14 protein-coding genes and 1 tRNA gene are annotated in these 19566 nt (G+C 71.0%); 9 read left to right on the top strand and 6 right to left on the bottom strand.

The features are described 5' to 3' along the window. Window positions 1-39: 39 nt before the first annotated feature. Window positions 40-765 (bottom strand): hypothetical protein, encoded by a 726-nt coding sequence (locus WMF46_RS13755; RefSeq protein ID WP_437986030.1) that lies wholly within the window; start codon window positions 763-765, stop codon window positions 40-42. A 120-nt stretch (window positions 766-885) separates the two neighbouring features. Between WMF46_RS13755 and WMF46_RS13750 the strand changes: the two genes are divergently transcribed. Both WMF46_RS13750 and WMF46_RS13745 read left to right on the top strand, forming a co-directional pair. After that, window positions 886-1887 carry a hypothetical protein gene (locus WMF46_RS13750; protein WP_437986029.1) on the top strand — a complete coding sequence of 334 codons (1002 nt, stop codon included), beginning with the start codon at window positions 886-888 and terminating at the stop codon, window positions 1885-1887. 41 nt (window positions 1888-1928) lie between these two features. Then, window positions 1929-4172 (top strand): type VI secretion system Vgr family protein, encoded by a 2244-nt coding sequence (locus tag WMF46_RS13745; RefSeq protein WP_437986028.1) that lies wholly within the window; start codon window positions 1929-1931, stop codon window positions 4170-4172. Window positions 4173-4235: 63 nt separating this feature from the next. Here the strand turns inward: WMF46_RS13745 and WMF46_RS13740 are convergent, their stop codons facing one another. From WMF46_RS13740 to WMF46_RS13725, 4 genes are all read right to left on the bottom strand, one after another. Beyond that, the gene (locus WMF46_RS13740) at window positions 4236-5240 is read right to left on the bottom strand and encodes a hypothetical protein (protein ID WP_437986027.1); all 1005 of its coding nucleotides are present in this window, start codon (window positions 5238-5240) and stop codon (window positions 4236-4238) included. A 381-nt stretch (window positions 5241-5621) separates the two neighbouring features. Next, window positions 5622-6926: a hypothetical protein gene (locus WMF46_RS13735; protein WP_437986026.1), complete on the bottom strand. Its 1305-nt coding sequence runs from the start codon at window positions 6924-6926 to the stop codon at window positions 5622-5624. Next, entirely contained in the window at window positions 6923-7588 is a 666-nt protein-coding gene (locus WMF46_RS13730) for an RNA polymerase sigma factor (RefSeq protein WP_437986025.1), read from the bottom strand. Before WMF46_RS13730 ends, WMF46_RS13735 begins: the two co-directional genes overlap by 4 nt. 391 nt (window positions 7589-7979) lie before the next feature. Continuing rightward, the gene (locus WMF46_RS13725) at window positions 7980-8957 is read right to left on the bottom strand and encodes an alpha/beta hydrolase family esterase (RefSeq protein WP_437986024.1); all 978 of its coding nucleotides are present in this window, start codon (window positions 8955-8957) and stop codon (window positions 7980-7982) included. A gap of 703 nt (window positions 8958-9660) precedes the next feature. Here WMF46_RS13725 and WMF46_RS13720 point away from each other — a divergent pair. From WMF46_RS13720 to WMF46_RS13695, 6 genes are all read left to right on the top strand, one after another. Further along, window positions 9661-9798 (top strand) — tRNA-Arg (locus WMF46_RS13720). A 166-nt stretch (window positions 9799-9964) separates the two neighbouring features. Next, window positions 9965-11599, top strand: a complete 1635-nt coding sequence (locus WMF46_RS13715) for a TROVE domain-containing protein (RefSeq protein ID WP_437986023.1) — start codon at window positions 9965-9967, stop codon at window positions 11597-11599. Between the two features lie 145 nt (window positions 11600-11744). After that, entirely contained in the window at window positions 11745-14411 is a 2667-nt protein-coding gene (locus WMF46_RS13710; RefSeq protein ID WP_437986022.1) for a DUF2169 family type VI secretion system accessory protein, read from the top strand. Next, window positions 14398-15462: a pentapeptide repeat-containing protein gene (locus tag WMF46_RS13705; RefSeq protein ID WP_437986021.1), complete on the top strand. Its 1065-nt coding sequence runs from the start codon at window positions 14398-14400 to the stop codon at window positions 15460-15462. The genes WMF46_RS13710 and WMF46_RS13705 overlap by 14 nt, the downstream gene beginning before the upstream one ends. An 18-nt stretch (window positions 15463-15480) precedes the next feature. Then, window positions 15481-16140: a DUF3540 domain-containing protein gene (locus tag WMF46_RS13700; RefSeq protein WP_437986020.1), complete on the top strand. Its 660-nt coding sequence runs from the start codon at window positions 15481-15483 to the stop codon at window positions 16138-16140. A 31-nt stretch (window positions 16141-16171) separates the two neighbouring features. Continuing rightward, window positions 16172-16564, top strand: coding sequence for a DUF4150 domain-containing protein (locus tag WMF46_RS13695; RefSeq protein ID WP_437535381.1), 393 nt, complete (start codon window positions 16172-16174; stop codon window positions 16562-16564). A gap of 183 nt (window positions 16565-16747) precedes the next feature. Here WMF46_RS13695 and WMF46_RS13690 read toward each other — a convergent pair whose 3' ends face one another. Next, the gene (locus WMF46_RS13690) at window positions 16748-17995 is read right to left on the bottom strand and encodes an aspartate kinase (protein ID WP_437329235.1); all 1248 of its coding nucleotides are present in this window, start codon (window positions 17993-17995) and stop codon (window positions 16748-16750) included. A gap of 378 nt (window positions 17996-18373) precedes the next feature. Between WMF46_RS13690 and WMF46_RS13685 the strand changes: the two genes are divergently transcribed. Next, entirely contained in the window at window positions 18374-19564 is a 1191-nt protein-coding gene (locus WMF46_RS13685; RefSeq protein ID WP_437986019.1) for an ATP-binding cassette domain-containing protein, read from the top strand. The last annotated feature ends 2 nt before the right edge of the window (window positions 19565-19566 follow it).

The raw sequence follows: 19566 nt of genomic DNA, 5'->3' as shown, positions 1-19566 counted from the left end.
GTCGGCGCGGGTCGAGCTCCGGCGTGAGCAGCGGAATCGTCACGCGTGCGCGGGCGCGCTGGCCGGCGGGCGTCGCGCGGCGGCGGCCACCGCGGCGGCGCGGGGAGCGCGCGGGAGATCGCCGAAGATCTCCGGCATCAACGACGTCTTGCCGTGGAGCCGGAGCACACACTCCACGAGGAGCTTCGCCGCGCGATAGGTGTTGATCCACTCGTCGCGGGCGGCCTTCATCTCCGGGGTCACGGTGCGGCGCGCGAGCCGGGTCTTGCGCACGCTCCTGATGAGCGGCTCGAGGGCGTCCCGGGAGCGCTCGAGGTCGGCCGTCCACGCCTCGCGCTCGGGCAGCTGCCCCTCGTGCTGCTCGAGCACCTCGATCGCGTGCGTCAGCGCCGCGGCGAGCGCCGCGGGGCGGCGGCGCAGCACGGTGGCGAGCGACTGGCCCTGGAGGAGCTCGCGGGCCAGCGCGACCCCGTTGGACCGCGAGGCGGCGCGCTCCACGAGGCGGCGCAGCAGGCCGCGGCCCGCCGCGACCGGATTGGCTCGGCCGCCCCTCGAGCCGCGAGACGCGCTGGGAGGCACGGGAGCGGCCGTCGCGTCCAGCTTCGCCTTGCGCACGGCCTCGGTCGCGGCGTCGAGGCGCGCCGTGACGGTGCGCAGCGCCTTCCCGAACCCCGCGTCGACCGGCAGGACGAGCTTCTGGATCTGCGACGCGGTGAAGCGGCCGTACGTCTCGATATCACGCTGGTAGATGTAGGGATCGGGCATGGGAGCGACTCCACCGCGCGCGGGCGCGTTCAGGGCGGGCGCCATCATACCTGTCGCCGGCGTTGACGAAAGGAGTCGACCTCGCGAGAGTGGGAACGACGGGGGCGGTCGACGACGGCGATGATCACGAAACAGCTCAAGAGCCTGCTGATGATCCCTTCGCCGAACGCGCCGCGACCCCGGCCTGGCGCGCCGACCTCGGCGGCAGCGGCGCGCTCCCCCTCGGACGCAGCCGGTGCGGCTCGCGCGGAGGCGCCTGCGCCGCCCGAGCCGAGCGAGGCGCACGCACCGCGGCCGACCGGTGAGCCGGCCGCGAGCCGCGCGCCGGCGGTGCCGAGCTACCTGCGCGCAGCGACGGACGCGCCCTCGCCCGCGGCCGCGTCGATTTCGCTCGTGCCGGAGGGGATGCGGCACTTCAAGCTCCACGGGACGGAGAGCTCCTCGGACGCTCCCAGGGGTCCGGCGCTGCCCTTCAAGGCGGGCGACGCCTCGACGTCCATGGCGCATCCCGAGCCGCGCCGCTCGCCACCTACGCCGGTCGACGCAGCGTCGCTGGTGCCGCCGGGCATGCGGGGGTTCACCGAGCTCCGTGGCACGCAGCCCACCTCCGCGGCCGCTTCCGGCGCGTCCGTGCTGCCGTTCGGCCCCCCTGCCCCGCCGGAGCCTGCGCGCCCCGCCCCGCCGACCGCGGTCCTGCCCGCCCTCCCTGTCCCCCCGGAGCCCGCGGATGCCGCTGCGGCAATGGCCCTGGTGCCGAAGGGCATGCGCGGCTTCACCAGCCTCACTGGAACGCACCCGACGTCCGGAGCGCCCTCCGGCGCGCCGTTGCCGTTCGCGTCCGGCCCGCGCGCCGCGCCGGCCGCTTCCTCGATCCCGGCGCCGGTGCTCTCGCTGGAGCAGTACGCGTCGCTCTGCGCCGATCTCGCCGCCTCTCCTGGCGACGCCGAGGCCCTCTTCGCGCGGTACGGGCTCGGCCGGCCCGAGGAGCGTGCCGCGGTGGACGCCTTCTGGCGTGATCGCCTCACGCGCGACCCCGCCGCGCACCGGCGCTGGCAGGAGCTTTACTCGCAGCACCGTTCCCGCTCCGCTCCCGCCGGGGAGAGCCGCAACGAGCCGAGATGAGCGCCGCGCCCGGCCGCGCGCCCCCCCGAGGAGACCCGACCATGGCCATCGACGTGAGCCTGACGTTCCCCCGTTCCGGAGTCACCGGCTTCGAGGTCCACCAGATCGAGTACCGGGACGCGCTCAACGAGCTCTTCGAGCTGACGCTCGACGTGGTGAGCACCGATCCGGAGATCGATCTCTCCAGCGTGGTGGGCGAGGAGATCGTCGTCGAGCTGAGCACGGAGCCGTTCCTCAAGAAGGTTCACGGCATCGTGCGCCGGGTGCGGCAGGTCTCCGCGGAGCCCAGCGGCGTCTCGCGGTACGAGCTCGCCGTGGTCCCGCCCCTCTGGCTCGCCACACGGAGCGCGGATCACCGCATCTTCCAGGGCCTCACGGCGGACGGCGTCTGCAAGGTCGTGGCGAGCGCGTACGGCGGCCGCATCCCGGCGCCGAGCTCGCTCGTCGCGTCGCCGGACCGGCCAGCGCGCGAGTACCGCGTCCAGTACGGGGAGACCGACTTCGATTTCATCTTCCGCGCGCTCGCGGAGGAGGGCCTCGTCTCGTACTTCGATCACGGGCCCGGCGGCAGCGACTGGGTCCTCGCCGAGGACACGGCGTTCACGGACGACGGCGCGCCCCGGGTGCCGTTCGTGCCGCCGGTCGACGCGGGCATGAACGCGGCGGGCCCGGTGGTCTCGTTCATCGCTATCACCTCGTCGATCGAGACGTCGATGGTCACGGTGCGGGACTACGACTTCAAGAAGCCGGAGTACGTCCTCGATCAGCGCGCCGAGACCTCGCAGCGGGCGTTCGTCCGCGAGGCGACGCTCGAGCGGTACGAGTTCTCGACGAACCGGTTCACGGCGGCGTCCGAGAAGCGGGGCGAAGCGCTGGCCAAGCAGTACCTGGAGGAGGCCCGGTCGGAGCGGCGCACCTTCGAGTGCCACACGAGCTTCGCGCTCGGCGCTGGCGCCCGCTTCACCGTCGAGGGGCACCCGCGGGCCGACGTGAACGGCCAGCTGCTCGTGATCCGCTCCCGCTGCGCCGTGACCGAGGGCGCCGACGGCCGCCCGGTGCGCCGGAACGTCCTCGTCTGCGTCCCTGCCGGCGATCCGTGGCGCCCTGCGCGCCGGCCCAAGCCCCGCATCTTCGGCACGCAGACCGCCTTCGTCGTCGGCAACAAGGCCGGCGTCGACGAGATCGACGTCGACGAGCACGGCCGCGTCAAGGTCGAGTTCCGCTGGGATCGCCGCGATCTGCACGAGGGCAATCCCACCCGCTTCGTCCGCGTCTCTCAGGGCTGGGCGGGGCTCGACTACGGCTTCGTCATGCTCCCGCGCGTCAACGAGGAGGTCATCGTCGCCTACCTCGACGGCGACCCCGACGAGCCCGTCGTCGTCGGCCGCCTCCACAACGCCTGGAGCGTCGCCCCCCTCAAGCTCCCGGCCGAGAAGACCCGCTCCATCTGGAAGAGCAAGACCTCGCCCGGCGGCGAGGGCTTCAACCAGATCATGATGGAGGACAAGAAGGGCGAAGAGCTGCTCGAGCTCCACGCCCACCGCGACAACCTCGTCACCGCCGGCGCCAACCAAACCGTGGACGTGGGCGGCGACCAGAAGGTCCACGTCGCTGGCAAGCGCGAGGACCACGTCGAGGGCGCAGTCAAGGAGGACTACGACACCTCGCTGAAGACGACCATCGGCGGGAAGCAGGAGACGACGGCCAAGGACGTGATCGAGCGCTACGCCAGCCAGGACACCGAGATGGCAGGCAAGAAGCACACGAAGGCCGGCGCCGTGGACGAGGACTTCGCGAGCCTCAAGACGACCGTCGCGGCGCTGCACGAAGAGAAGTTCGGGACGATGAAGCTCGAGGGCGGGAAGATCGAGTGGAGGGTGGGCGCGCTCGACTGGGAGACGAAGGGGCTCACGTGGACCCTCAGTGAGAAGGGCTACATCAAGGCGCCGAGCTTCGTCATCGATTCGCCGGAGTTCAAGGTCACCAACGCCGGGAGCCACAAGGAAACGAAAGGCTTCGTGGACACGGTGATCGCGAGCTGGAACGAGAGGACCTGGTACAAGTCGGCGGTCATCGGCCTTGATATGAAAGCAGTGATCGCCGAGACGAAGAATTTCGGCAGGAGCATTAACATCGGCTATCAAAAGCTGGACATAACCGCCTTCAAGATCGACTTCGCCGCATTCAAGATGCAGAACAACGCCGTCAACATGAAGACCATCGGCACCAAAGTCGAAAAGGGCGCGACCTGGACGGCGCTAACGGGCATTTTCTCGATCGTATGAATCGGCATCCGTCCGCCAGCTGAGCCGCATTCCTTCGGTGGCGGCCCGAACCAAACAAGGTACCTATTCCAGCGCAGAAGGCATCGCCTCGACATGCGCTTGTTCGGCGTTTCCAGGCACCAACCATGCGCGAACCTTCCCCCCATCGCCGCCGAGCTCCGCGAACTTCTCTGCACTCGTTTGCAGGACTGTGTACGCCAGAATCACGTCCGGCTGGTGCGGCTTCGTCAGGCGCACCCCAGCGCCGGGCCGCGATCGCCAAGGACCGGCCAGACGGCCTACGACTTCGTTCTCGGGGCGGCAAATCCGCCGGTAGCGCCAACGCCCTCGGAGCCATAGGGTGATGACGATGATCGGGAAAACAATCAAGCCCGCAGCGACGACGACCCAATTACGAATGATGATGGCTATAAGGCACAGCTGAAAACCAACACCTACAGCGACAAAACCAGTCACGAGAGCCGGCAGCTTGAAATCCCCGGAATCGGCCGGCCCCCGCCGCGGATCGTCCGCCACGTACACGACGAGCCACCACCGCCTCTTGACGCGCGGCGGGTGCAGCGCAGCCCACACCGCATCCGGTAACGCGACCCGCGCGGAGCAGTAGCCGCACTGCACGATCCGGCTCGACCCATCGGCCATGAGCGGCCCGCCGCACTGGGTGCACGCGACGTGCACGGGCTCGCGCGGCCGCTCCTCGGCCACCGCCGGCTCGTCGCTCACGAAGCCCAGGACAGGGCTGTTCTCCGGAAGCCACGGCGGCTTCGGCAAGATCGCCCGCCCCGCCCCGCACGCGGGGCAGACGCAGCCCCCCTGCGGCGCGAGGCGCATCGGCGTCTGGCAGCGCGGGCACGGCGGGGCGTCGTGGCCGCGCTGCCACTCGACGTGCGGCCCCGGCGGCGGGCCGCCCTCGCCCCACACCGGGCCGTGGCGCAGGTACCCGTTCCCGAACTGCACAACGTCCTTCTCGACGCCGCTCAGCGCCTCGTCCCACACCGTCGGCGGCAGCGCCGACTCCATGAGGCAGCTCGAGCAGCGGCACCGGTCGGTCAGCGTGTTGACCGCCATCGGCGCGCTGCAGTGGGGGCATGGGCTCAGGAGCTCGATGCCGGCAAACTCGACGGTCGCGGTGCTCATCCTATGCTGGGTCGACGGCGCCTCGGAGCGCGTTGCGTGCATCGTACACAAAGCGCCGCCCCGGAGCACGAAGCGCTTCCCCTGACGCGCTCCGTGGCTTCCGTGGCTCCAGCCGTCAACGCGATCGCAGCAGCCGCCGGCGCCTCGAGTTGGCCGAGCCGCCCTCTCACACCCGCGCCAGCGACCGCGACCTGACCGAGCCTCCCTCTCGCAGCCTTGTCATGACGACACGCACCGTCGGGCGCTCTCCGAGCTCGCTGTAGCGCTGGCCGGCCTGACGGTCCCTCGGACGGGCAGGCCCTCGACCGCTGCTCACGGGCAGCAGGTGAAGAGCGCGCTCGTGTCGTGCGCCGCGGGGCAGCTCACGGTGCCGGAGTTGTACCAGATGCGGAATATCTGCTGCCCGGTGTCTGCGCACATGGCGCCGGCCTCGTCACCGAGCGTCGACTGCGCCTGGCACTCGTCCCCGTGGTCGATCTTGGTCGTCCAGCACAGGCGCGACGGAAGCGGCTCCGCCGCCGGGCAGCACGCATAGACGGCACCGGTCGTCTCGCTGAGCCCGCACCCAGGGACACCGTGGTCATAAGTGAATTCGGTGAGATCCGCGCCCTGGTTGCTGCACGTGATGTAGGCCTGATCCTTCAGATCGCCGCTGTCATGACAGGTGAGGCCGTCGCCGAGCCGGCCGCGCCAGCACGCGGTCGGCTCACCGTCGACGCACGTGTGCTCGATGCTGCGGTAGCCGCCGTCTCTGCACGGATCGAGCAGCTTGACGTCGCCGAGGACGAGGCCCTGCGCGTCGCACATCGCCTCGACCTTACTCGTCAAATCCTCCGCCGTCGGGCAGCCCGCCTTTTCCTGCGGACCCGTCGGTTTCTCGTGGGGCTTCGCGGTCGCCGCGCCGTCCACCCCCTCGGCGCTGCTCTCGGCGCTTCGCTCGCCCTTTTGCCCCGCTGCCTCGGCCGGAGCGCTGGCGCCGCCTGTGCCTCGGCTCCACGAGGGGAGCTGGCCGCGCGACGACGACGCGTGGACCGGCGGACGTTCCAGGGCGTCGACCCTCCCGGGGGTCGACGGGAGCGCGACGGCCGGCGGCTGGGCGCGCGCGCGCGACGGCGAGGCTGGGGGGGTGCGGCCTTCGGGGAGCTCGCTGCTTCGCTGGCCTTCGGGCGCGTCGCGCGCGTCCGGCGGCGCTGCCGAGCTGTGCGGCGCAGGGGGCGAGGGCTTCGGCGGCGGAGCGAGCCGGCGAGGCGGCTCCCGGAGGAGCGGGGCGAGGATCCGGGGCGGCGCCGGCGGGTGTCCCTCGGCCGGCGTGCGCTCCGGGACCCCGCCGTCCGCGCGGGAGCGATCGCCGACGATCCCGATCGCGGGATCGACCTCCGGGCTGCGCGCGGAGACCTCGGGGGTCGCGGGGCGCTGGAGGGCGGCGCCGAGGGCGACCGCGGCCGTTCCGGCGGCGAGGGCCAGCGCGAGCGGGCGCCCCACGCGCCGGGCGAGGGACGGGCGTTCCCCGCGAAGCCGCGCGCCGAGGCGCGCCGCGAGCCGGGGCGACGGCGTTGCCGCCGCGAGCCGCGCGTCGACCTCGTGCAGCAGCGCGAGCAGGTCGCGGTCTCGCGTCATGGCCCCACCTCCCACCCGGCCTCGCGGAGCCGCGCGACGGCCCTTTGAATCAGCTTGCACACGTACCCTTTGGAGTGGCCAAGGACGCTCCCGATCTCCTCCTGCTCCTTGCCGTCGAGATAGAACATCGAGAACGCCACCTGCTCCTTGGGAGGCAACGTGCCCAGCGCCTTGAACGCCCGACGCAGATCGTCGCGCGCGATGGCCACCTCTTCCAGCATCGGGCGCGGATCGGCCTCGTCCTGCCCGAGCAGCCAGCGGATGGGGGCGATGTCGAGGAACCGGTCCCGCCGCAGGCGGTTCAGGCAGCGATTCGAGGTCGCCCGGTACAGCCATCCTTCGAGGTTGTCTCGATCGGTCAGCGTCGCGAGTGCCTTCATGAGGTCGAGAAACACGTCCTGCGTCACATCCTCGGCCCAGGCCACGTTGCCGCGGCCGTAACGGAGGGCGAGGCGGTACACCAGCGGATGGTGGCGGCGGTACAGCGCCTCGGCGTCCAGCGCCGCTGCGCCCGAGGCCCGCACCCTGGACGCCGGGAGATCCTGGGACGACATGGGAGCGATGTCCTCGGGCGGGTCGTACCGCTCGCCGTCCGCGGGACGGGGGAGCAGCTCCTCGGCCCCGGCCTGCGGGCCGAGCCGGGATCGCGCGGCGAGGTTCATGGGAGCCTCGGCGCGAGGGACCTGTCCGCCGCGATGCACCATGAGCCGACCACGTGCGCCGTCATCTGGCACTCTACACAACCGAGATCGCCGCCGGTTTCCTCTCGGCGCGCCGGCGGTGACGATCGCGCAGACCTGGTTCTGGGCGTACCTTCAAAATTCTACCGAGCCCTGGATCGTGCCCCTCTCACGCCGACGGTGATGAGCGCGCGCCACGGTCGCGACGTTCCGGATCCCCACTCTGCATCTGGCGACGCGGCGCTGGCTCTGGAGCTCCTGTCCTACGCAGCCGAGGCCCCCGCCGCACCCGCTCCCATCCCTACGTCGTGATGCTGGTTGCGCCCCCTGCATCACCCCCCGCGAGCTCGCCCAAGAAATCGACGCCGTGGAGTTACGGCGCAGCGAGCAGAAACTCCCAGATCGTTCTCTGTGAGTCCTCAGGAAGCGTGTGACCGAGCTCATGCTGCCACCACCACGTCGGCTTGGTGCAGCCCTCGTAGGCGACGCACGAGCCCGAGCCCGCGGGCGAAGTGCCGGAGCCGCATTGGTTCAAGGCGACGAATCTGTCCCGGGTCTGGATGCCGGAGTCGAGCGGCTCGGCGTCGTCCGCCGCGCCGTGGACGATGAGAGCGCTCACCGGTCCGGCGCAGTTACCTGCGGGCGGCCCGCCCGCGGCGGAGACCAGCGCGCGCACTTGATCGCCCAGCGCGCAGCCCGCCTGGGCCGACATCCAGCCACCCCAGCTGAAGCCCACCAGGAAGACGCGCGAGCGATCGATACAGTGCGACGCCGCGGCCTCGTCGATGAGCGCCTTGGTGAACGCAACGTCGGGGGACGTCGTGCTGCGATTGTCCCATCCCACGGCATCGCCGTACCAATCCTGCGGCACGCCATCGGGAAACATCAGGACGGCTTGTCCCCCCGTGGTGTCGCGGAGGGCGAAGGTGGACACGTCTCCCTGACCCGTGCCGCTGTGCCCGTGAAAGCTGATGACCAGCGGCGCGGGCGTCGTCGTCGTCGTCGCGGGAACGAGATAGTAGCGGCGGGTCGTGCCGCCCACCTCGATCGACCTATAACCTTCGGTTGCCTGGCCCGGCGTCGCGCAGCCGTCGCTCGGGTCGCCGCCGCCAGCGCCCGTCGCCGGGCCGCTGCCGCCGCTGCCACCCGAGCTGCCGTTGCTACCGCCGCTGCTCTGGCTGCCGGAGCCGCCCTCCGCCCCCGAAGTCCCTCCGGAGGTCGAGCCCCCGCCGCCAGCCTCGCCGTCGCCGGAGCTCGCGCCGTCGCTTCCGCTGCACGCGGCCGCGCAACCGCCGATGAGGGCAGCCAGCGCGATCGCCGAAACGACGCCATCACGAAGTTGGTACTTCAAGAGCCACCTCGCCCCTTCCACACGCTGGACATGCCCCGCATCCCCCGCAGGCTGTGGAGTGTACCACTGTCCACTCGATGGGGACCCTGACTTGCGCGGCGGCCCGAGCTCGGCGCCCTGGGTCAGCTCCGTCGAGCCGAGGCGCTCAATCGCAGCCGAGGTTCGCCCAGGGGTCGCAAACAGCGGGCATGCAGTAGCCGTCGACCACGACATTCCTCGCACAGAGCGCGTCCAGCACGCTGCCGAACGAGCTGTCACCGGGGTTCCCCGCGAGAGAGACCTGCGCGCAGTGGTTGAATACGACGTCATTCAGCGGAGACGCGTCCTCGAGCAGGTTGTCCGACGGATCCAGCGTGACGATGAGGCGGCTCCAGCAAACCCGGTGCCGCCACGGAACACAGCCAACCTTCGAGGATCTCGTTCATCCCCCCGATGAGCCAGCCTGCGCCAACTCCCCTGTGCCACGTCGCAGCCTGCTCGCGCTACGCGCGCGGTCCTCGGCTGCGCGCCCCCTTCTGGCGCGGCGACCACGGCGATCGCCCGGATCTATCTATCTATCTAGTGTTTTATCCCATGAGATAGACACTAGACCGGCGGGAGACGTCAGCGGCCCTCGCTCTAGGCCGTTCCCCCGGGGTTTCTGCGGCCGGCCCCCTCGGAGACCGCCTTGGCATCCGCCCTGCAATACCCCTCCAGCGTCCACGCCAGAGTAGCTCAGCGGTTAGAGCGCGAAAACAACTCCGGACGGTGTTCTCCGGCGCGATGAGCGCCGGCAGTGAGCTCCGGGGTTACTTCCCTTCTCAGGACGAGGTCGCGGGTTCGAGTCCCGCCTCTGGCACCAGGGTGCAGCGCGGCAGTGAGCGTCACGGTTCCTTCGTTTTGACACGACCAACCCCGTGACCACCATCCTCCGCGCTGCGCCCGTTTTCTACGAGCGGGGCGCAGCTCGAATCTGCGCCCCGCTCTCGACCCCTCGCCGCGCGTGCGTCGAGGATGGAGGTGTCATCATGGCGTTCTTTCAGCATCTCAAGCGTCAGGACAAGCGCAGCGCCGACTCGCACCTGAACTGGATGGGCGGCCGCTCCTACGACATCACCGATCCGCTGAAGCGCCTGCGCCTCGCGGCCTCGTCGTGCTTCTTCGGCGAGCCCATGTACTACCACCTCGAGCCCGCTGATCCGCGCCCGGCGAAGGCCGTGAACGCGGCGAAGACGAAGGTGTCGGCGAAGGCCGCGAAGAAGGCGGCCGCCCGCGCGCGCCTCTCCGACGCCGAGGTGCGGCGCCTGCGCGAGACGCTCGGCGCCGTGGACCCGGCCGAGTGGCGCAAGCTCTCGCCGGCGGCGCTGATCGAGAAGGCGATCGACGAGGCGCTCGCGGCCGATCCGGAGGCGACGCTCGCCGAGGCGGCGCGGCTGCGCGAGGAGGAGCACATGCGCACGACGCCCCAGGTCATCCTGGTGCGCGCGGCGAACACCGCCTCCGTGCGCGGGACGGGCCTCGTGCGCAGCTACGCGCCGCGCATCCTGAAGCGCGCGGACGAGCCGGCGGTCGCCCTCGCGTACCAGCTCTACCGCTTCGGCAAGCCGGTGCCGAACGCGCTGAAGCGCGCGCTGCGCGACGCGCTCGAGCGCTTCGACGATCACGCCCTCGCGAAGTACCGGCTCGAGGGCAAGGGGAGCAAGACCGTGGACGTCATGAACCTCGTGCACCCGAAGAGCCCCAGCGTGGACCGCCTCGCGAAGGGCGCGCTCCGCGCGACGGGCCGCACCTGGGAGGCGATCGTCTCGGCGCGCGGCTCGAACCGGTGCGCGTGGCGCAAGGCGCTGCCGGTCATGGGCCACATGGCCCTGCTGCGCAACCTGCGCAACCTGATCGAGGCGGGCGTGCCGTTCGACCAGTTCCTGCCGAAGCTCGTCGAGACGGCCGCGGAGGGCAAGCAGCTGCCGTTCCGGTACTACAGCGCTTACCGCGCCGTGAAGGGCTGCGCGCCGGGCGCCGTGCTCGACGCGGTGGAGAAGTGCCTGAGCCGCTCGCTCGGCCAGGTGCCGTACTTCCCCGGCCGCGTGATGGTGCTCTGCGACAACAGCGGCTCCGCGCAGGGCACGACCACGAGCAGCCTCGGGACGATGCAGATCTCCACGATCGCGAACCTCACGGGGGTCGTGGCCGGGATGCGCGCGAGCGACGGGCACCTCGGCGTGTTCGGCGACCGGCTGGAGACCTTCGCGGTGCGCAAGCAGGAGAGCGTGTTCTCGCAGCTCGAGAAGGCGGAGCACATCGCCCGCACGATCGGGACGGCGACCGAGAACGGCGTGTGGCTCTTCTGGGATCGCGCGATCCGCGAGCGGCAGCGCTGGGACTCGGTGTTCGTGATGAGCGACATGCAGGCCGGCCACGGCGGCCTGTACGGTACGCGGCCGAAGGACTACGCGGACTTCGCCTGGAACGGGCACTACATCGACGTGGCGAAGCTCGTGGCGACGTACCGCGCCCGGGTGAACCGCGACGTGCGTGTGTTCCTGGTCCAGGTCGCCGGGTACCAGGACACGCTCGTGCCCGAGTTCTACGACCGCACGTACATCCTCGGCGGCTGGGGCGAGGGGCTGCTGCGCTTCGCCGCGGCGATGGCGCAGCAGCAGTAGGCGCGCGATCGTGGCTCGCGCGGCGAGCGTCGGCGGCCGTGAGCGTTGACTGACGCGAGTCGCTCGGAGACAGTGCGCCCGGCCCCGGGCGACGTCGGCCCCGGGGCCGTGGACCCGCGCGCTGGCGGCGCGACCCCCCTCCCCGATGAAGACGATCAAGCCCCAGAAGCTCGGCCTCCTCCACAGGGTCTTCGAGGACGGCAGCGACTGCTATCTGTCCGTCACGGTCCTCGCGTTCTTCTCGTTCGGGCCGCCGGCAGCCCTGCTCTCCGAGATCGACCTCTGGAAGTTCACCGCGGCCGAGCTCGGCAAGGACGCGGTGCTCGACATGGGGATGCCGAAGCCGCGGGGGGAGCTCCTGATCTCGGGGCGAGCGTGCCCGCCCGGGGGCCGCGCGCCGGCCTGCGCGGTGCGGGCGCGGCTCGGCGCGGTGGACAAGACGCTCTACGCCATCGGCGACCGGATCTGGCGGCGCGGGGTGCCCACCGAGCCGGAGCCGTTCACCGAGATGCCCATCGCGTGGGAGCGCGCCTTCGGCGGCCCGGGGTTCGCCCAGAACCCCGTGGGCAAGGGGGCCCAGCCGGTCGAGACCGAACGGGGCGAGGTCCACCCGCTCCCGAACATCGAGCTGCCGAGGCCGCTGATCACATCGCCGAGCGACCAGCCCGCGCCCGCGGGCTTCGGCCCGATGGACCTCATGTGGCCGCAGCGCTTCGACAAGATCGGCACGTACGACCAGAAGTGGCTCAAGGAGCGGTTCCCGGGCTTCGCCGAGGACACCGATCTCGGCATGTTCAACGCGGCGCCGGAAGACCAGCAGATCCAGGGGTTCTTCCGGGGCGACGAGCCGCTCTTGCTGGAGAACATGCACCCGGAGAGGCCCGTCATCGAGGCGGCGCTGCCGGGCGTCGCGGCGCGCGCGTTCATCAACCGGAAGAGCGGAGGCGAGGAGACGTTCGGGGAGGTGGCGATGCGCCTCGAGACCGTGCACCTCTTCCCCCACGCCGAGCGCGGCGTCCTCCTGTTCCGGGGGCTCGCGCTTGTCGACGAGGACGACGCGGCCGACGTGCTGCAGATCGTGATCGGCGCGGAGGCGCTCGGCGATCCGAGGCCCGCGGAGCACTACCGCGAGGTGCTGAGGCAACGGCTCGACCCCAAGGCGGGGCACCTCGCCTCGCTGCGCGAGAGCGATCTGCTGCCGGCGCTCCCGCCCGGAGCGCGGCCGCCGCGCGACAAGTCCGACGTGGAGCGGCTGCTCGAGAGCGACGATCTGCTGCGGAAGAACCTCCAGGGCGGCGCGCGGCGCAGGGCGGAGGAGAACCGCCAGAAGGCGCGCGCGACCGTCGTGGAGCTCGGGCTCGACCCGGCGCAGTTCGGCCTCGACGGCGAGGACGAGCCCGCCGTGGAGCCGACCATCCCCGACATCGAGGAGCTGGGGCCCTTCGTCGAGGAGCTCGAGGCGCGCGCGGAGCGGGAGCAAGCCGAGGCGGAGGGCCGCCGGGCGAAGGCCGAGGCCGAGGCGCGCGCGGCCTACGCGGCGGCCGGGATGGACTATGACGCGCTCCAGGAAGAGGCGATGAAGCGGGCCGCCGGCCCGCCGAGGTTCTCGGCGAAGGCCGAGCGCGAGCGGCTCGAGGATCTCGCAACCCTGCTCGCGAACGCGGGGTACCCGAACGCCGAGATCGAGGAGACGCTCGCGGATTCGGCCCTCGATCGGAAGCTCGCCCAGATGGAGGCGCAGGTGATCGAGGGATACCGGCAGACCGCGCACTTCGGCCCCGAGGCCAGCCGGCTCCCAGGCGAGGCCGCGCGGCGCCTCCGCGAGGAGGTGATCGAGGCGCACCGCGCGGGGCGCTCGCTCGCCGGGCGCGACCTGACCGGCGCGGATCTCTCCGGCCTCGATCTCCGGGGCGCGACGCTGACCGGCGCGCTGCTCGAGGGCGCGAGCCTCGCGGGCGCCGACCTCACGGGCGCCGACCTGGAGAAGGCGGTCCTCGCGCGCGCCGACCTCTCCCGCGCCGCGCTCCGGGGCGCGAAGCTCGAGGAGGCGAACCTGGGACGGGCGAAGCTCGTGGGCGCCGATCTCTCTGGCGCGGACCTGTCGGGCGCGGTGCTCTACCAGGCAGATCTGACGGGAGCGTCGTTCCGCGGCGCGGAGCTCACGCTGGCCGACCTGTCCGAGGCCACGCTGCGCGACAACGACCTCTCCGACGCGCTGGCGCAGCTGCTCACGCTGCTCCGGGTCGACCTCGCGGGATCGAAGCTCGCCGGCGCGGATCTCTCGCGGTCCACCTTCATCGAGTGCAAGCTCGGCGGCGTGGATCTCTCGGGCGCCCGGCTGATCTCGACGGCGTTCTTCTCGTCGGAGGGCCGAGGCGCCGTGCTCCGGGGCGCCTTCGCGGAGAACCTGCGCATGGTCAAGGAGTGCGCCTTCGACGGCGCGGACTTCCACGGCGCCACGCTCACGGGCGCGAACCTCCGCGGGGCGAGCCTCGCCGGCGCCGACTTCACCGAGGCGCGGATGAACGGCAGCGATCTCAGCGAGTGCGACCTGCGCGGCGCCAGGATGGCGTGGATCGCGGCGCGCGAGGCGCGGTTTGTCCGAGCCGACCTCACGGACGCCGATCTGACGTGCGCCGATCTGATGCAGGGCGTCCTCCAGAAGGCGAAGCTCATGGGCGCAGACTTCACCCGGGCCAACCTCTTCCGCGCCGATCTCGCGAAGGTGCTCGGCGACGATCGGACGCGCTTCGAGGAGGCGAACCTCCGAGAGGTGCGCTTCGTGCCGCGGAGGCCGCGTGGACAGGGCTGAGCTCATCGAGAAGATCAAGGGCGGCGAGACGATCGAGGGCGCATGCCTCGACGGCGAGGACCTCGGCGGCGCCGACCTCTCGGGCGGGCTCTTCGAGCAGGTGAGCTTCCGAGGGGCGCGCCTCGCCGGGGCCACGTTCAAGGAGTCGATCCTCACCGCGTGCGACCTCACCGGGGCGGATCTGACTGGCGCCAACCTGCACCACGCGGCGATGCACCGGTGCGCGCTCGCGCAGGCGAAGCTCGCGCGGACGAACTGGGCGGCGGCGCAGGTCGCCGAGTCCGATCTGTCGCTCGCCGATCTCTCCGAGGCGGACCTGGTCATCGCGGCGTTCGCGAGCTCGCGCTTCGCGGGCGCGAGGCTCGCGCGCGCGAGCCTGGATCGCACGGTGCTCGTCGACGCGAACGTGGAAGAGCTCGATCTCTCGGGCGCGCGGCTCGAGTTCACGCACCTGATCCGGGCGGACATGACGTCGGTGGCGCTTGCCGGGGCGCGCTGCCGGAGCGTCGTCTTCATCGGCGCCCGGTTCGCGGGCATGGACCTCTCGGGGCTCGACTTCGCCCTGAGCCAGTTCACCGAGGCGGATCTTTCCGGGGCGAACCTGACCGGCGCGAACCTCACGCAGTGCGGCTTCAAGGGCGCGAAGCTCGCCGGCGCTCGGCTCGACGACGCCAGGGCGGCGAACGCGATCTTCGTCGAGGCCGATCTGACGGGCGCGAGCCTGCGCGGAGCGCAGCTGACGCAGGCGATCTTCGTGGACGCCGCGCTCGGGGGCGCCGACCTCGCGAGGGCCAGCCTCGAGCAGAGCATCTGGCACCGCGCGCGCTGCGAGCGCGCCCGGTTCCCTGGCGCGGAGCTCACGTACGCCGACTTCTCCCACGCCGACGTGCGAGGGGCGGATTTCACGGGGGCGGCGCTCTTCCGGGCGCGCTTCCACCGGACGCGGGACGAGGGGGCGATCTTCACGAGCCGCGCGCTCGCGCTGGGCGACGACGAGCCGCTCGCCGAGGCGGAGGCGTGGCAGGACAGGCTTCGAGGCAAGACCGGCTGAGCCGGCGCGGGAGGCACGGTGCGAAACAACGTTGCGAGGAAGATCGAGACGATCGAGCCCGAGGCCGCGAAGCAGGAGGCGGGGCGCGTGGTGCGCGCCGCGGGCGGCGTGTTCGTGGTGGCCACCGGCTCCGCCGAGGTCGAGGCGCGCCGCGCGGTGAGCTGCATGGTGGAGCCGGCGGCGGGCGACGTGGTGCTCGTCTCGGTGCTGCCGGAGCGCGGCGCCTACATCCTGGCGGTGCTGGAGCGGCAGGGGAGCGACCTCTGCGTGGTGCTGGACGGGGACCTGCACGTGAAGCTGCCGAGAGGGCGGTTCGTGCTCGGCGCCGCCGAGGGCGTGACCCTCGCGTCGGGCAAGGAGGTCGGGGTGGTGGCCGGCGAGCTGAAGGTCAACGCGCGCCGCGGCAGCCTCCTCGTGGAGAGCCTGTCGTACCTCGGGACGGCGGTGCAGGCCGAGATCGAGAAGGCGAAGGTGAAAGCTGCGGCGTTCGACGCGTCGTTCGAGCGGGTGACGCAGCGGCTGAAGCGGGTGTACCGCTTCGTCGAGGAGATCGAGCAGCTCCGGGCGGAGCGCGTCGACTACGTGGCGAAGAAGAACATGAGCCTGCGCGGCGAGAACACGCTCGTGACGGCCGAGGAGCTGGTCAAGCTCGACGGCGCGCAGATCCACCTCGGCTGAGCCTCACGAGAGGAACGGGAGGAGAACAGCGATGTTTGCCAATTCGCAGATGATGGGCATCGACATGGGGCTCCCGGACGTGTGCTTGACGCCGTCGCCCGCGCCGGTGCCCGTGCCCTACCCCAACATCGCCGCCGGGCCGATGGGCGTGCCGGCCGTGTACAACGTGCTCTTCATGGCCGCGCCGGCGCACAACCTGGCGACGACGATCCCGCTGACCAACGGGGACAACGCCGGCGTGGCGATGGGGGTCGCGTCGGGCACGGTGATGGGGCCGAGCCGCCACCTGACCGGGGCGTTCTCGGTGCTGATCCGCGGGATGCCGGCGAGCAGGCTGACGAGCATGTCGCTCCAGAACAGCACGAACTGCCCCGGAGTGCGCGTCGTGCCGAGTCAGGTGAAGGTGCTAATGCTGGCGCCCTGAGGGGCCCGCGCGGCGACCGCACGGGCCGCATCAGGGGCACATCGGATTGGCCGCGGCGCAATCCCCGCTCGGCGAAGCGATGTCCGTGCACTCGACGCCACAATGCGACACGCCGCGAGCAGCCTCACCGACCGGGTCGGGGCCGCTCACGGCGAGCGCATCACGACGGTGACACGGGGCCGGTCAGGCCTTGCCGCCGAGCCCGAAGCCATCGTGCAGCGCACGGACGGCGAGCTCGGCGTACTTTGTCGAGACAAGACACGAGATCTTGATCTCGCTCGTGGAGATCGCCTGGATGTTGATCCCATCCGCCGCGAGCAGCTGGAACATCCGCGCCGCCACGCCCGCGTGCGTCCGCATCCCGAGGCCGACGATCGACACCTTCACGATGTCCTCCTCGTAACGGATGCTCATCGCGCGCACAGCGCTGGCGACCTTCTCCATCACGAGCTTCGCCCGCGGGAGATCCGCCTTGCCGACGGTGAACGTGACGTCGGCCTTCACCTCGCCGGACGTGCCGCGCGTCTCCAGGCCGTAGCTCGGCGCGTTCTGGATGATCATGTCGACGCTGATGTTCTCCTCGGCCAGCGCGCCGAAGATCTGCGCCACCACGCCCGGCTTGTCGTCGACGCCGACGAGCATGACCCGCGCCTCGTTCCGGTCGAGCGCCACGCCCGTCACCGTCACGCTCTCGAGAGACTGCTCCTCGCTGACGACCCACGTGCCCGGCACGTCCGAGAACGATGACCGCACATGCACCGGGACACCGTACTTCATCGCAACCTCCACGCTCCGTATCTGAAGGACCTTCGCTCCCAGCGAGGCGAGCTCCAGCATCTCTTCGTAGCTGATCCGCTCGATCTTCCGCGCCGTCTTGCAGATGTTCGGGTCCGTCGTGTAAACGCCGTCGACGTCCGTGTAGATCTCGCACTCGGCGCCCACCGCCGCCGCGATCGCCACGGCGCTCGTGTCGCTGCCGCCTCGCCCGAGCGTCGTGATGTTGCCCGCGTCGTCCACGCCCTGGAACCCGGCGACCACCGCGATCTTCCCCCCGGCCAGCGCCTCGTGCAGCCGCTGGGCGTCGATCGCCTTGATCCGCGCCTTCGTATAGGCGCTGTCCGTCAGGATCTTCAGCTGGTGGCCGAGGAAGCTCCGCGCCTTGCCCCCCTGCGCCTGGATCGCAATCGCCATCAGCGCGGCCGAGACCTGCTCGCCGGTCGCCGCGAGCGCGTCCATCTCCCGCGCGTCGGGCACCGGCGCGATGTCCGACGCCAGCTTGAGCAGCCGATTCGTCTCGCCGGACATCGCGCTGACGATGACCACGACGTCATGACCGGCCTGCTGTGTGGCGAGCGCGCGCGCGGCCGCCCGCTGGATGCGCTCGATGGACCCGACGGACGTGCCGCCGAACTTCTGGACGATGAGGCTCACGCGAGGTGTGGCCAACTAGTCCAACACAGATGCCCAGGTCAAGGAGAAATTCGACCGCCGCGCGCGCCCGGCGAGCCCGTCCCACGCACGACACGCCGCGGAGAAACCGCGGCGACGCCGCCAAACCGGGGATAGCCCGGACAACCGTGCCCGGAGCAGCCCCGATCGCCGGGAATAAACCCCAGGTTCAGCCGCTTCGGGTCGGCGCTGTTGACAGAGATCCACCCGCCGCTACGATGGCGCCGCCATTCGCCTGGGTAATGGGTGATCCAGGGTGCCACAACGGCGCGCCCGCCGGCCAGGTCGGGGGGGGATCACCAGGGGCGAACGACGGAGCAGGGCGCTCCGCTTCTCAAGGAACCATCTAAGGAGGTCATTTTGGCTAGCGATGTGATGATCGAGGCGAGCTCGCTGACCAAGCGCTATGGGTCGCTGCGCGCGCTCGACAAGGTGAGCTTCGAGGTCCATCGCGGCGAGGTCGTCGGCTTCCTGGGACCGAACGGGGCCGGCAAGTCGACGACGATGCGCATCCTCACCTGCTTCCTCTCGGCGTCGGCCGGGACGGCGCGGGTCCACGGGTACGACGTCTTCGACGACCCGCTCGATGTCCGGCGCAAGCTCGGGTACCTGCCCCAGCGCGCCCCGCTCTACGGCGAGATGAACGTCTGGGAATACCTCTCGTTCGTCGCCGACATGCGCGGCCTCGATCAATCGCTCTTCAAGAAGCGGATGAAGGGGATCGTCGAGGTGTGCGGCCTCGCCCAGGTGCTCGGCAAGGACATCGGCACGCTCTCTCACGGCTATCGCCAGCGCGTCGGCCTCGGCCAGGCGCTCGTCCACGACCCCCCGATCCTCATCCTCGACGAGCCGACGAGCGATCTCGACCCGAACGAGAAGGCGGAGGTCATCCGCTACATCAAGGAGATCGGCAAGGAGCGGACGATCCTCCTCTCCACCCACAACCTCTCCGAGGTCGAGGCCGCCTGTGCCCGCGCCATCGTCGTCTCCAAGGGGCGCGTCGTCGCCGACGGCCCGCTCGACGAGATCCGCGCCAAGAGCGGCAAGGTCCGGTACGTCGTCACCGTCCACGAGAAGAAGGTCTTCGAGGGCGGCGACGGTTACCGGTCGGGCGCGCGCAAGCCCCCGACGGCCCAGGAGGTCCAGGAGGCGCTCTCCGGTCTGCCCGGGGTCACCAGCGTCACCGAGCTGCCGACCGGCGACAGCGCCCACAGCTTCCAGCTGCTCGGCGCGCTCGGCGGCGACATCCGGCCCGAGCTCTTCCAGCTCGTCGTGCAGAAGGGCTGGCTCCTCCTCGAGATGCGGCGCGACTCGCAGAGCCTCGAGGACGTGTTCAAGGCGCTCACGCGCGGCGACGAGCGCAAGGACCGCGGCCGCAAGCTGATCACCGACGACCTCGACGACGAGGACGAGGCGAGCGCACCGGCCGACGACGAGGACGACGAGGAAGACGACGACGACAGCGCCGGCGACGAAGCCAAGGACGGCGGCGACGGCGGCGACGAGGACGAAGGCGCAGAGGAAGAAGCGCCCGCCAAGAAGAAGGGCTGAAC

Source organism: Sorangium sp. So ce117, assembly GCF_051524395.1.
Lineage (GTDB): Bacteria > Myxococcota_A > Polyangia > Polyangiales > Polyangiaceae > Sorangium > Sorangium cellulosum_B.
This window is presented reverse-complemented; position numbering and strand designations above follow the sequence as displayed.